Raw genomic sequence first — 13,178 nt, forward strand, 5'->3', positions numbered from 1 at the left:
TTAAGGCTATGCACAGTGCATTTTTCCCGGTGCTGGGCGCGTCAATAGAAAGATTGCAAGATGAGACTCTCCGATTTGAAAATAGGAATCCGCCTCGGTGGAGCCTTTGCGGCCGTCGTGCTCCTGATGGGCGCCATGGTCGCCGTCGGCCTGTGGGAACTGTCGCGGATCGCCGACGCCAAGGCCGAAATGAAAGGCGCCGCGTACAAGCAGCAGCTTGCCGACGCGTGGCTCAAGGGTGTCGCGACCAACGCGGTCCGCACCTTCGCCAAAGTGAAAACCGGCAGCGCCGAGGACCAGCAATTCTTCGACACGGAGATGAAAAAGGTCAGCGCGCGCATCACCGACATCCAGAAGGAGCTCGAACCGCTGATCCAGAGCGAGCAAGGGAAGCGCCTGTTCGCGGACGTCTCCACCAGGCGCAAGACCTATTCCTCCATCCGCGACACCAGCTTCGCGCTGAAAGCCAATCCCGCCGCCACTCAGGCCGACCTCGACAGCATGGTGAACGGCAAAATGGTTCCGGCCATGAACGCCTACATCGACTCCGTCGAACAGGTGGCACGCTACCAGAAGTCCTTGTTCGACAAAGCCGATGCCACCATCGACGCAGTGTACGCACGCGCGGTCCAGCGCCTGATCGCGCTCGGCGCGGCAGCGATCGTCCTGGGCAGCGTACTGGCGTGGCTGCTTTCGCGCAGCATCACCCGACCGCTGGCGAAGGCCGTCACCCTGGCGCAGACTGTTGCGAACGGCGACCTGCGCACCCAGATCGAGCCGGGCTCGCGCGATGAAGTTGGCCAGCTGCTTGCGGCCCTGCGCCGCATGAACGACAGCCTGCTGAAGACGGTGATGGAAGTCCAAACCGGCACCGGCATGATCACCACCGCATCGCAGGAAATCGCCGCCGGCAACCTTGACCTGTCCGCGCGGACCGAGCAACAGGCAGGTTCGCTGGAAGAGACGGCGTCGTCGATGGAAGAACTCACCAGCACCGTCAAGCAGAACGCAGACAACGCGCGCCAGGCGAATGCGCTGGCGGTGTCGGCATCGGAAGTGGCGGTCAAGGGCGGCGTGGTGGTGTCCGAGGTCGTGAACACGATGTCATCGATTAACCAGTCGTCGCGCAAGATCGTCGACATTATCGGCGTCATTGACGGCATCGCCTTCCAGACCAACATCCTGGCGCTGAACGCTGCGGTTGAAGCAGCCCGCGCGGGCGAACAGGGCCGCGGCTTCGCGGTAGTGGCGGCGGAGGTGCGCAACCTGGCGCAACGTTCGGCGGCTGCGGCCAAGGAGATCAAGACACTGATTAACGATTCGGTCGAAAAGGTCGACGCCGGCGGCAAGCTGGTGGACCAGGCCGGCGCCACAATGGCGGAGATCGTCGCGTCGATCACGCGCGTCACCGACATCATGTCGGAAATCGCGTCGGCGAGCATCGAGCAAACCTCGGGCATCGAGCAGATCAACCAGGCCATCAGCCAGATGGACGAGGTGACGCAGCAGAACGCGGCGCTGGTGGAGGAAGCGGCAGCTGCGGCGGGATCGCTGCAGGAACAGGCGGCGGCACTGGCGGAAGTGGTCAGCGTTTTCAAGGTGGGCGATGCCGCGCACCTTGCCGCGGCGCCCGCGCGCAAGCCGGCCGCGAAACTGGCGGCTGTCAAACCTGCCGCACGCGCGCCAGCCGATGGGGGAAAGCCCCGCAAGCTGGCAGCGGCGAACGGCGCGGCATCCGACTGGGAAGAATTCTAGAACGCGGCCCGGGAGGAGTTCCACGCGAGTCTCATCGCGCCGCCTGCGGGCGGCGTTTTCGTTTTCAGAAGCGCTCGTAATCCTGCAGGTAGCGCCACTGCCCCGACGGCAGCCCGGCCATCGGCAGGCGGCCGATGCGGATGCGCTTCATGCCGACCACCTTCAGGTTCACCATGCGGCACATGTGCTCCAGCTGGCCCGGCTTGACCGCCTTGGCGGCGAAGCGCAGGCGCGTTTCGTTCTGCCAGCTGACCTTCATCGGCGGGATCGGCTTGCCGTTGTACGGCAGGCCGTGGTTGAGCAGCGCCAGCCCGCCTTCGCTGATCGTGCCCGACACTTCGACGATGTACTCGTTCTCGACGCGCATGCCCTCTTCCACCAGCTTGCGCGCCACGCGGAAGTCCTGCGTGTAGACGACAAGCCCGCTGGCCATCGTTTCGAGAGGCGATGCGATGGTCAGGTTATTGGTATGGCGCTTCAGGAAGCGCATCGGCCTTCCATGATCGGCAGGCACCAGTGTCTCCGCCGTCACCAAGCTCATTGCCGGCTTGCCGTCGGTGCCGATGCCCGCGTTGTAGCCGGCCGGCTTGTGCAGCAGGATGGTGACCGGCGGGATTTCCTCCGCGGTGGCGTCGGGATGCAGTATGACGTCCTGCTCGTCCAGCACGCGCATGCCGGGATCTTCCGCCACCACGCCATCGACGCTTACCCAGCCGCCCGCGATGTAGCGCTCGGCCTCTGCGCGCGAGCAGGGAATCATTTCAGCCACGCGCTTGGCCAGGCGGATCGAGGAATCGGTCATGGGCTTATTGCCAGTCTTTGAAAAATGCGGTGAATACGGAAATGGTGCGTTCGACGTCGGCCGCGCTGACGTCGAGGTGGGTGACCAGGCGCATGCGCGGGCCGACCGTGGCGCGGATCTGCTCGCGTTCGAGCGCGGCGCGCAGCGGTTCACAGGCGGCAGCCGGAATGTCGAGCCAGAAGATGTTGGTCTGCGGGGCTGCGATGATCCTGATCGCCTCGATCGACGCGAGGCCCTTCGCCAGCGCGGCCGCGTTCACATGGTCTTCCGCAAGGCGTTCGATGTTGTGCTCCAGGGCGTACAGGCCCGCAGCCGCGAGGATGCCGGCCTGGCGCATGCCGCCGCCCAGCATCTTGCGCCAGCGCTTGCCCTGCTCGATGAACTTCTTCGGTCCGCACAGCACCGAGCCGACCGGCGCGCCCAGGCCTTTCGACAGGCAGACCGACACGGTGTCGAAACCGGCGGTCGCTTCGCGCAGGCTGATGCCCTGCTTTACCGCCGCATTGCAGATGCGTGCGCCGTCCAGGTGTGTCACCAGGCCGCGCTCGTGCGCCAGGCGGGTGGCCGCTGCGATGTAATCGGTGCCGAGCACGCGGCCGCCGATGGTGTTTTCCAGCGCCAGCACGCGGGTGCGGGCGAAGTGGATGTCGTCCGGCTTGATGTAGGCCTCGATGTTGGCCAGCGCGATGCTGCCGTCCGGCTGGTTGGCGATCGGCTGCGGCTGGATGCTGCCGAGGACCGCGGCGCCGCCGCCTTCGTACTTGAAGGTGTGCGCTTCCTGGCCGACCAGGTATTCGTCGCCGCGGCCGCAATGGACCATCAGCGCGATCAGGTTGGTCTGGGTGCCCGAGGGTGCAAACAGGGCGGCCTCGTAGCCGAACATTTCAGCCGCAGTGTCCTGCAGGCGGTTGACGGTGGGGTCGTCGCCGTACACGTCGTCGCCAACCTCGGCACCCTGCATGGCGGCGCGCATCGCGCTTGACGGTTGGGTGACGGTGTCGCTACGCAGGTCGATCCAGTGTTCGCTCATCTTGTTCGTCTCTTGGTGTTATTCGGCCGCCGACATGGTTTCGGCTTCGGCCAGTTTCTCGCTGTAGAAGCGCTCGCCCATTTCTTCCAGGCCGAGCGTCGCAAGCACTTCCTGCAGGCGTTCGGTCGGACGCTTGCGCGGCAGATTCTTGTAGCTTGCGATTATCAGTTCGTTCTTCATCGAGTGCTCCCAGCCTACCAGCTCGGTCACGTTGACCTGGTAGCCGTGCGCTTCGAGTTGCAGGCAGCGCAGCACGTTGGTGACCTGGCTGCCGAATTCGCGCGTGTGCAGCGGGTGGCGCCAGATTTCGGTGAGCGCACTCTTGCCAAGGTCCTTGCCCTTGTTCTTGCGAAGGACGCTGGCCACTTCGGCCTGGCAGCACGGAACCAGCACCATGAACTTGGCGTGCTTCTTGAGCGCGAAGTCGATGGCGTCGTCGGTGGCGGTGTTGCAGGCATGGAGCGCGGTGACGATGTCGATCCGCTCCGGCAGCTGGTTCGACCTGGTCGATTCGGCCACCGACAGGTTCAGGAAGGACATGCCGGGGAAGCCCAGCTTGCGCGCCAGCTCGGTCGACTTCTGCACCAGCTCTTCGCGCGTCTCGATGCCGTAGATGTGCGAGCCGTCGTCCAGCCCCTTGAAGAACAGGTCGTACAGGATGAAGCCGAGGTAGGACTTGCCGGCGCCATGGTCGACCAGCGACACGCCAGGGTGATCCTGCTGGACTTCCTTGAGCAGCGGCTCGATGAACTGGTACAGGTGGTAGACCTGCTTGAGCTTGCGGCGGCTGTCCTGGTTAAGCTTGCCGTCGCGGGTGAGGATGTGCAGTTCTTGCAGCAGTTCGACGGACTGGCCGGGACGAACCTCCGGCGGCAGGACGATGGCCTGCGGTTTGGTGTCAGCGCGCTTCATCGATCCACGCCTGCTGAATCGCTTCCAGTACTTTCTCGCCGCCGCGCGTGCGGTCGTCGTCGAAGCCTTCCAGTTCCACTACCCAGTTGTGCAGGTCGACGAAGCGGACGGCCGCCGGATCGATGTCCGGGAGCTTGTCGTACAGCGCTTCGGCGATCGCCGCGATATCGGTCCACTTCATGGCCAGCTCCGGTCAGTGGCTTTTTTCAGCCGCGTGATTGATGGTGTACTTCGGCAGTTCGACCACCAGGTCCACGGTGCCGACGATGGCCTGGCACGACAGGCGCGATACGGGCTCCAGGCCCCAGGCGCGGTCGAGCAGGTCTTCCTCGCGCTCTTCCGGCTCGTTGAGCGAGTCGAACCCTTCGCGGATCAGTACGTGGCAGGTGGTGCAGGCGCACACGCGGTCGCAGGCGTGCTCGATCTCGATGTCGTTGTCGAGCAGGACGTCGCAGACCGACTGGCCGCTCGGCGCTTCGACGACGGCGCCTTCAGGGCAGAATTCCGGGTGTGGCAGGATGACGATTTGTGGCACTGTGTTACCTCTTCAATTTGACTATGTTCAGACTTCGTCCAGCTTCTTGCCGGCCAGCGCGCTACGCACGCTCTGGTCCATGCGGCGCGACGCGAAGTCTTCGGTACCGTGCGCGAGATCGGCGACGGCTGAATGCAGTGCCGACTGCTTGGCCGGGACGTTGGCGTGATCGACCGGCATCGCGATCGCGTCGCGCACCTTGTTCATCAGGGCGAAGATCGCAATGCGTTCGTCTTCCGACAGCAGCGCGCTATCGGATTCGAGCGCGGAGCTAGTCGCCAGCAGGATGCGCTCGGCCTCGACTTCCTCTTCGCGCAGCGCGCGCAGCACCATGTCATCCTTGGCGGACTTGTACGAGTCCTGCAGCATGCGCGCCACGTCGTCATCGGCAAGGCCGTACGACGGCTTGACGATAATCGACGCTTCCACGCCGGAGCGCGTTTCGCGCGCGGAGACCGACAGCAGGCCGTCGGCATCGACCTGGTAGGTGATGCGGATACGGGCCGCACCGGCAGCCATCGGCGGAATGCCGCGCAGCTCGAAGCGCGCCAGCGAACGGCAGTCGCTCACCAGCTCGCGCTCGCCCTGCAGCACGTGCACCGCCAGCGCGGTCTGGCCGTCCTTGAACGTTGTGAATTCCTGAGCGCGGGCACACGGGATAGTGGAATTACGCGGGATGATTTTTTCAACCAGGCCACCCATCGTCTCGATGCCCAGCGAAAGCGGGGTCACGTCCAGCAAGAGCCAGTCGTCGCCGGGGGCGCGGTTACCGGCCAGCAGGTTGGCCTGGATGGCGGCGCCGAGTGCCACCACCTTGTCCGGGTCGATGTTCGCGTGCGGGATGGTCTTGAAGAATTCGCTTACCGCGCGGCGCACGTGCGGCATGCGGGTCGCGCCGCCGACCATCACCACGCCGTCCACGTCCTCGACCGAAACGCTGGCGTCGCGCATGGCCTTTTTGATCGCGCCCATGGTCTTGGTAACCAGGTGTTTCGTGACGTCGGCGAAGACCTCGGCGGTTACGGTCACATGGACGATTTCGCCGGAGTTCAGGATGGCGTCGACGGTGGTTTCGTAGTTCGTCGACAGCAGCTCCTTGGCCTGGCGCGCCTTGACCATCAGGGTCGCGGTGTCTTCGTCCGACAATGGCGCCAGCTTGGCCTGTTCGACGATCCAGCAGAACAGGCGGTGGTCGAAGTCGTCGCCGCCCAGCGCGGAGTCGCCGCCGGTGGACAGCACTTCGAACACGCCCTTGGACAGCTTGAGGATGGAGATGTCGAAGGTGCCGCCGCCGAGGTCATACACGGCGTACACGCCTTCGGAACCGTGATCGAGGCCGTAGGCGATGGCCGCGGCGGTCGGCTCGCTCAGGAGGCGCAGCACGTTCAGGCCCGCCAGCTGGGCCGCGTCCTTGGTGGCCTGGCGCTGGGCGTCGTCGAAGTAGGCGGGAACGGTGATCACCGCGCCCACCAGTTCGTCGCCGAGCGAGTCTTCCGCGATCTGGCGCAGGGTGGCGAGGATCTGGGCGGAGATCTCGACCGGGCTCTTGACGCCGGCAACGGTCTTCAGCTGCACCATGCCGGGCGTGTCCTGGAAATCGTAGGGCAGGTTTTCGGCGTAGGCGATGTCTTTCAGCCCGCGGCCCATGAAGCGCTTGACCGAGACCACGGTGTTGCGCGGGTCGGTGGTCTGGTGCGGCCTGGCCTTGTGGCCGATGTGGGCGTTCCCGTTCGGAAGGTAGCGTACGATGGACGGCAGCAGCTGGCGGCCTTCCTCATCGCTCAATACCTCGGGAATGCCGCTGCGTACCGAGGCGACGAGCGAATTGGTGGTGCCCAGGTCGATGCCAACCGCCAGCCTGTGCTGGTGCGGTGCGGTGGACATGCCGGGTTCGGAGATTTGCAGAAGTGCCATGTGATTACCGATTTCTTTTTTTGTGTATTCCACCTGCGGCCTTAGCTACGTCGTTCCCGCGAATCCTCGGCGGCCCCGCGTGAACCCATGCGTCGCGTGAGTAGAGCCTCAGTATGGGTTACCGCAGGGCCGCCGAGGATTCGCGGGAACGACGGCGGCGCGGACGATGCGGCGCTGTTGGCTATTCGGGCCTTAACCCTCAATCGCCTCAAAGGCGTAGTGAACTTCTTCACTGAATTTTTCAAGGAACATCAGCGCCCTCACGCCCTGCGCCGCGTGTTCGTAGTCGCGCGCGTCCAGTTGCTTGCCGATCTGCTCCATGCGCGCCTTGCGTTCCTGCTTAACCTGCTCGTCCAGCGCATCCAAAGCGTCGGCGTCCTTGTCCGCCCTCGCCTCGCCCAGCGCTTCGCGCCATTCCATCTGCTGCATCAGGAAGTCCATCGGCATCGCCGTATTCGATTCCGTCTTCAGGTCGACACCATTCAGCTCGCACAGGTATTGCGCGCGCTTCTGCGGATTGCGCAGGGTCTGGTATGCCTCGTTGGCGCGGGTGGCCCACTGCATCGCGACGCGCTTTTCGGCGTCGGTCGCGTTGATGAAACGGTCGGGGTGGACGCGGCCCTGCACGTCGCGGTAGGCGGCGTCGAGCGCCCCCATGTCGAGCGCGAACACCGCCGGGAGCTGGAACAGGTCGAAGTGGTTCTGCATTAGGTCAGATGCGGAAGCTCTCGCCGCAACCGCAATTGTCCTTGACGTTCGGGTTGTTGAAGCGGAAGCCTTCGTTCAGGCCTTCGCGGGCAAAATCGAGCTCGGTGCCGTCGATGTACGGCAGGCTTTTCGGGTCGACGAATACCTTGACGCCGTTCGACTCGAATACCGCGTCGTCGGCGGTGCCTTCGTCCACGTATTCAAGCTTGTAGGCCAGGCCCGAACAGCCGGTCGTGCGCACGCCAAAACGCAAACCGACACCCTTGCCGCGGCGTTCGATGTAGCGGTTGATATGCTTCGCGGCTTTTTCGGTCACTGTGATTGCCATGGTGTTTCCCTCGAATTAAGCAGCAGCCGGATGCTTGGTCTTGTAGTCCGCGACGGCAGCCTTGATTGCGTCTTCAGCCAGGATCGAGCAGTGGATCTTCACTGGCGGCAGCGCCAGTTCTTCCGCGATCTGGGTGTTCTTGATCGACAGCGCCTGGTCGAGCGTCTTGCCCTTGACCCATTCGGTCACCAGCGACGACGAAGCGATCGCCGAACCGCAGCCGTAGGTCTTGAACTTCGCGTCTTCGATCACGCCGTCCGCGCCGACCTTGATCTGCAACTTCATCACGTCGCCGCAGGCTGGTGCGCCGACCATGCCGGTGCCGACGTCGCCGTCGTCCTTGCCGAACGCGCCGACGTTACGTGGATTTTCGTAGTGATCCAACACTTTGTCCGAGTATGCCATTTTGATGCTCCTAGTAAGTCAGTGCGTTTAGTGGGCGGCCCACTGGATCGTCGAAATGTCGATCCCTTCTTTGTACATGTCCCACAGCGGCGACAGTTCGCGCAGCTTGTCGACCTTAGCCTTGAGCAGCTTGACCGCGAAGTCGATGTCTTCTTCGGTCGAGAAGCGGCCGATGGTGAAGCGGATCGAGCTGTGCGCCAGTTCGTCGCTGCGGCCCAGCGCGCGCAGCACGTACGATGGTTCCAGGCTGGCCGAGGTGCAGGCCGAACCGGACGACACCGCGATGTCCTTGATTGCCATGATCAGCGATTCGCCTTCGACGTAGTTGAAGCTGACGTTCAGGTTGTGCGGAACGCGGTGCTCCATGTCGCCGTTGATGTAAACCTCGTCGATCTCCATCAGGCCCTTGGCCAGGCGGTCGCGCAGCGCAGTGACGTGGGCGATCTCGCTGTCCATCTCTTCTTTGGCGATGCGGAAGGCTTCGCCCATGCCGACGATCTGGTGGGTCGGCAGGGTGCCCGAACGCAGGCCGCGCTCATGGCCGCCGCCGTGCATCTGCGCTTCAAGGCGCACGCGCGGCTTGCGGCGCACGTACAGCGCGCCGATGCCTTTCGGGCCGTAGGTCTTGTGCGCGGTGAAGGTCATCAGGTCGACCTTGGACTTGGCCAGGTCGATGTGGACCTTGCCGGTGGCCTGGGCCGCGTCGCAATGGAAGATGATGCCCTTGCTGCGGCACAGTTCGCCAATTTCGTCGATCGGCTGGATCACGCCGATCTCGTTGTTGACCAGCATCACCGAGACCAGGATGGTGTCCGGGCGGATCGCCGCTTCCAGCTGGGCGATGGTGATCAGGCCGTTGTCCTGCGGCTCGAGGTAGGTGGCGTCGAAGCCGACGCGCTCCAGCTCGCGCACGGTGTCGAGCACCGACTTGTGCTCGGTTTTCAGCGTGATGATGTGCTTGCCCTTGGACTTGTAGAACTGGGCCGCGCCCTTCAGCGCCAGGTTGTTGCTCTCGGTGGCGCCGGAAGTCCAGATGATTTCGCGCGGATCGGCATTGACCAGCGCCGCGACGTGGCCGCGCGCTTCTTCGACCGCCGCTTCCGCGGTCCAGCCGTACATGTGGCTGCGCGATGCCGGATTGCCGAACTGCTCGCGCAGGTAGGGAATCATCTTGTCGGCCACGCGCGGATCGATCGGCGTGGTGGCCGAGTAATCCATGTAGATCGGGAAATGCGGTGCGGTCACGAATTTCTGCTCGAGGGTTTTGTCCAAAGGCGCGTTCATCAAATCACTCCAATATGCTTCAATTTTGCCCGACGGCCACGTTGTTGCGGTGCATCACCACAACGCTTTGTTCGGCACTCTTTTGCTTCTGCTGGTCGACCAGGTCCTGCAGCGAAACCGAGTCCAGGTAATCGACCATCTTTTCGTTGAGCGTGGACCACAGCTCGTGGGTCATGCAGCGCGCACCGGTGGTGGCGTCGGCGCCGTGACAGGTTTCCTTGCCGCCGCATTGGGTGGCGTCGATCGGTTCGTCGACCGCGATGATGATATCGGCCACTGTGACCTCATCCGCCCCGCGCGCCAGACTGTAGCCGCCGCCCGGTCCGCGGATGGACTCGACGATGGCGTGGCGGCGCAGCTTGCCGAACAGCTGCTCGAGGTAGGACAGGGAAATTGCCTGGCGCTGGCTGATGCCTGACAGCGTGACCGGGCCCTTGCCTTGACGCATGGCTAAGTCGATCATCGCAGTTACAGCAAAACGGCCTTTTGTGGTCAGACGCATCGCAATCCCGTCACATGTTAAAATCTTGCCTCGTTTCAGCAGATAACTTCCCCACAAGATTCCCGCGGGCAGGTATTAGTTGAACGATTTAGTCAAGTATAACAAATTCCGGCCACCTTGTCTTGGCCGCCCCTCCCAGCCCCTCCCCCTCGCGCCGTTTGTTGCAGCGCGGAAGATTTTCGTTTTTTTAGTTGTGGAAGAACACTTGCGCGCGCGGGCAACCGTAGATAACGCGACGCTAGGCGGACCGGTGCGGCGATTGCAGCAGGCGCATCGGCCCGAACAGTTCCTGCATCCCGACGTGCTCGATGAAGGACAGGTTGTAGGGATGCTCGGAACACACTTGCGGAAACCTGGCCGTCTCGGGCAGGCGCTTCAGCTGTTCAGCAATTTTTCCCCACAACACAAGGGTAGGCGCAGGCGACAAATTATCGGCCAGCGCCGCCAGCACCGTCTGCAGGAACGGCAGCCAGGCGCGTGCGTCGATCGCCGGCGCCACATGCGGGCGGAACACCAGCGACGCGTTCAGCAGCAAGAAGCCGTGGCGGGTCAGGTTGCCTTGCAGCTCGGCCAACGTCTGGACCGAGCCGTTCGACGTGGCGCTGCAAGCGACCGGACGCATCGCCTCGCCGCCGGTATTGCCGGCCTGCAGCTGGCCGTCGGCCACCAGCAGCATCTTCATGAAGTTACGCAGCGAGGTTGCGCGGTTGACCGGCTTGGCCAGCCCCGATTCGCACCACAGGCTGCCCACGGCGCCATCCATGAAGCACACCCCGGTGGCGCTCTCGGTGCGCGGATACGGCCCCTCCCCACCAGCACGTAGCGCACATCCTGCAGGGGCAGCGCGAACGCGGCGAAGATGCGCTGGCCGGTCGGCAAGTAGTCATCCCGAGCCAGCGTTTCCAGGTAGGCGGGATCGGCGCGCGCGACCGCCTCCAGTCCCCTGGCGAGGTGTGGCCGCCACGACGGGTGGGCCAGCGCCATGGCATCGAGAATGGCTTGGGGAATGGCGGTGGACGGCATTGGGCGGGCACGGTTCTGAAAGGCAGGATTGTAGCGCAGGGGTGCGGATTCAACCACGCGTCAGGGTTTCCGGATTCGAGGCATTATTGGCAACACAAACGGGGGAGCCGGGCATGCCCGCTCAGTAATTTTTCTTTCGCCATGGAGCTTCAGATGCAAACAATTCAGGAAGTAATGACCATCGACGTACGCAGTATTTCACCCGAAGAAAGCGTGCGCCGCGCCGCCCAGCTGATGGATGAGCTGAATGTCGGCGCCCTGCCGGTTTGCGACGGCCCCAAGCTGGTCGGCATGATTACCGACCGCGACATCACCGTGCGTTCCACCGCCGCTGGACAGGCGCCGGAAAGCACCCGCGTCGGCGACGTGATGAGCACCGACGTACGCACCTGCTACTCGACCCAGGCGGTCGACGAAGTGTTGGGCCAGATGGGCGACGTGCAAATCCGCCGCGTTCCGGTGGTCGACCAGGCCTCGCATACGCTGGTGGGCATCGTGTCGCTGGGCGATTTCGCCACCCGCCACGCCGGCCCGACCGACGAAGCGCTGGAAGAAATTTCCCTGCCTTCGGAAGCGGACCGCAGCAGGGCGCACTGACGCGCCGAACCATTGCGCCGCCCAAGGCGGCGCAATGTGTCCGTCACGGTCCGTCAACGCCTTCACCGCCTAGCGGAACACCAGCACCGGCACTTGGCTGTGCGTCAGCACCTTCTGGGTTTCGCTTCCCAGCAGTAAGGCGCGCACGCCGCTTCTGCCGTGCGACGCCATCGCGATCAGGTCGCAGTTGCGTTCCGTCGCCGTGTGCAGGATGGACTGCCAGATGTCGTCGGAACGGATGACCACGCTTTCGCACACGACACCATCTACCCTCGCCTGCTGCTCGACGGTGCTCAGGATCTTGCGCGCCACTGCCTCGCTGTCGATTTCATACTGTTCCTCCGTGTCCTCGATCATGTCGGGCCGGTAAGTGAAGGTATGGAACGGCGGTACCACATGCACTGCGGTGACCTTGGCGTTCATCTCGCGCGCCATCCGCACTGCGGCCTGTGTTGCCTTGTCGGAACTGTCAGAGCCATCGGTCGGCAACAGAATATGCTTGAACATAATTCCCTCCTCAACGTCGGATCACACAGCCAGTGTGATCCTTCAGGAGGGCGTGCGCAATCGGCACGCGTATCCAGTCTTGAAGGGGCTACTCCGCGTCGGGCTGGCGCGATGGATGAGCGTCGGCGAACGCGGGCAGTTCAACGCAGGCGGCGTTGATGCGCGCGATGGTCGGAAATTGCGCCATGTCGATATTGAAGCGCTGCGCGTTGAACACCTGCGGCACCAGCAAGCAGTCTGCCATCGTCGGCGAATCGCCGTGGCAGAAGCGGCCGGTTTGCGGCGATGCCGCCAGCCGCGCCTCGATGGCGGCCAGTCCCTCGCTGACCCAGTGGACGTACCATTGGTTCTTGTCATCGTCCGATGCGCCCAGCTGGCGCACCAGGTACTTCAGCACGCGCAGGTTGCCGAGCGGGTGGATGTCGCAAGCGACGTCCAGCGCCAGCGAACGCACGCGGGCGCGGCCCAGCGGATCGGACGGCATCAGCGGCATGTCCGGATACGCCTCGTCGAGATACTCGATGATGGCAACGGACTGGGTCAGCACGGTGCCGCCGTCGTCCAGCGCAGGGACCAGCGCCGACGGGTTGACCGCGCGGTATTCGGGCTTGAGCTGCTGGCCGCCCTCCTTCAACAGGTGCACCGGGACGGCGTCGTACGCGAGCCCTTTCAGGTTCAGCGCAATGCGGACCCGGTAGGCCGCGGAACTGCGGAAGTAGGTATACAGTTTCATTGCTTGCGGCCCTCGTATGTGATGTCTTCGGTCGTATGCTCAAACAAGAATTTTCGCACAATCTTGTCAGTACATTCACGTAGCCATCATATCAAGGCTGCGGGGCGCATGATTCGTGGGAAGGTACTGCCGGCGCGGCTTGG

Annotated in this window: 15 protein-coding genes and 1 pseudogene; 2 read left to right on the top strand and 14 right to left on the bottom strand. The window is 63.7% G+C overall.

The window, feature by feature from the left end:
* Positions 1-60 precede the first annotated feature (60 nt).
* A complete protein-coding gene (locus D3872_RS20510) occupies positions 61-1,755 on the top strand; it encodes a methyl-accepting chemotaxis protein (protein WP_119812555.1) in 1,695 nt (564 codons plus the stop codon).
* A 64-nt stretch (positions 1,756-1,819) separates the two neighbouring features.
* On the opposite strand, the gene D3872_RS20515 is transcribed toward D3872_RS20510, so the two are convergent.
* From D3872_RS20515 to D3872_RS20570, 12 genes and pseudogenes are all read right to left on the bottom strand, one after another.
* Positions 1,820-2,557, bottom strand: a complete 738-nt coding sequence (locus D3872_RS20515) for an rRNA pseudouridine synthase (RefSeq protein WP_119812556.1) — start codon at positions 2,555-2,557, stop codon at positions 1,820-1,822.
* Positions 2,558-2,561: 4 nt separating this feature from the next.
* Positions 2,562-3,587: a low-specificity L-threonine aldolase gene (gene ltaE / locus D3872_RS20520; protein ID WP_119812557.1), complete on the bottom strand. Its 1,026-nt coding sequence runs from the start codon at positions 3,585-3,587 to the stop codon at positions 2,562-2,564.
* 18 nt (positions 3,588-3,605) lie between these two features.
* On the bottom strand, positions 3,606-4,499 hold the full coding sequence (locus tag D3872_RS20525; protein WP_119812558.1) for a class I SAM-dependent methyltransferase: 894 nt from the start codon (positions 4,497-4,499) through the stop codon (positions 3,606-3,608).
* Entirely contained in the window at positions 4,486-4,680 is a 195-nt protein-coding gene (iscX, locus tag D3872_RS20530) for a Fe-S cluster assembly protein IscX (protein ID WP_119812559.1), read from the bottom strand. Before iscX ends, D3872_RS20525 begins: the two co-directional genes overlap by 14 nt.
* A 12-nt stretch (positions 4,681-4,692) precedes the next feature.
* Positions 4,693-5,034 carry an ISC system 2Fe-2S type ferredoxin gene (gene fdx, locus D3872_RS20535; RefSeq protein WP_119812560.1) on the bottom strand — a complete coding sequence of 114 codons (342 nt, stop codon included), beginning with the start codon at positions 5,032-5,034 and terminating at the stop codon, positions 4,693-4,695.
* Positions 5,035-5,061: 27 nt separating this feature from the next.
* Positions 5,062-6,948, bottom strand: coding sequence for a Fe-S protein assembly chaperone HscA (hscA, locus tag D3872_RS20540; RefSeq protein ID WP_119812561.1), 1,887 nt, complete (start codon positions 6,946-6,948; stop codon positions 5,062-5,064).
* A gap of 192 nt (positions 6,949-7,140) precedes the next feature.
* Positions 7,141-7,656, bottom strand: coding sequence for a Fe-S protein assembly co-chaperone HscB (gene hscB / locus D3872_RS20545; RefSeq protein ID WP_119812562.1), 516 nt, complete (start codon positions 7,654-7,656; stop codon positions 7,141-7,143).
* A gap of 4 nt (positions 7,657-7,660) precedes the next feature.
* Complete coding sequence (gene iscA / locus D3872_RS20550; protein ID WP_119812563.1) at positions 7,661-7,984, bottom strand: iron-sulfur cluster assembly protein IscA; 324 nt, start codon at positions 7,982-7,984, stop codon at positions 7,661-7,663.
* Between the two features lie 15 nt (positions 7,985-7,999).
* Positions 8,000-8,389, bottom strand: a complete 390-nt coding sequence (gene iscU, locus D3872_RS20555) for a Fe-S cluster assembly scaffold IscU (protein ID WP_119812564.1) — start codon at positions 8,387-8,389, stop codon at positions 8,000-8,002.
* A 27-nt stretch (positions 8,390-8,416) separates the two neighbouring features.
* Positions 8,417-9,673: an IscS subfamily cysteine desulfurase gene (locus tag D3872_RS20560; RefSeq protein ID WP_119812565.1), complete on the bottom strand. Its 1,257-nt coding sequence runs from the start codon at positions 9,671-9,673 to the stop codon at positions 8,417-8,419.
* A 19-nt stretch (positions 9,674-9,692) separates the two neighbouring features.
* A complete protein-coding gene (gene iscR, locus D3872_RS20565) occupies positions 9,693-10,175 on the bottom strand; it encodes a Fe-S cluster assembly transcriptional regulator IscR (protein ID WP_119812566.1) in 483 nt (160 codons plus the stop codon).
* A 238-nt stretch (positions 10,176-10,413) separates the two neighbouring features.
* Positions 10,414-11,198, bottom strand: a pseudogene (locus D3872_RS20570) (uracil-DNA glycosylase family protein).
* 153 nt (positions 11,199-11,351) lie between these two features.
* On the opposite strand from D3872_RS20570, the gene D3872_RS20575 reads away from it, so the two are divergent.
* The gene (locus tag D3872_RS20575) at positions 11,352-11,795 is read left to right on the top strand and encodes a CBS domain-containing protein (protein ID WP_182915876.1); all 444 of its coding nucleotides are present in this window, start codon (positions 11,352-11,354) and stop codon (positions 11,793-11,795) included.
* 69 nt (positions 11,796-11,864) lie between these two features.
* Here D3872_RS20575 and D3872_RS20580 read toward each other — a convergent pair whose 3' ends face one another.
* Positions 11,865-12,302 carry a universal stress protein gene (locus D3872_RS20580; protein WP_119812568.1) on the bottom strand — a complete coding sequence of 146 codons (438 nt, stop codon included), beginning with the start codon at positions 12,300-12,302 and terminating at the stop codon, positions 11,865-11,867.
* Positions 12,303-12,390: 88 nt separating this feature from the next.
* Positions 12,391-13,035, bottom strand: coding sequence for a maleylacetoacetate isomerase (maiA, locus tag D3872_RS20585; protein ID WP_119812569.1), 645 nt, complete (start codon positions 13,033-13,035; stop codon positions 12,391-12,393).
* Positions 13,036-13,178: the final 143 nt, after the last annotated feature.

Origin of the sequence: Massilia cavernae (assembly GCF_003590855.1) — a bacterium.
In the GTDB taxonomy this organism is placed as follows: Bacteria; Pseudomonadota; Gammaproteobacteria; order Burkholderiales; family Burkholderiaceae_D; genus Telluria_A; species Telluria_A cavernae.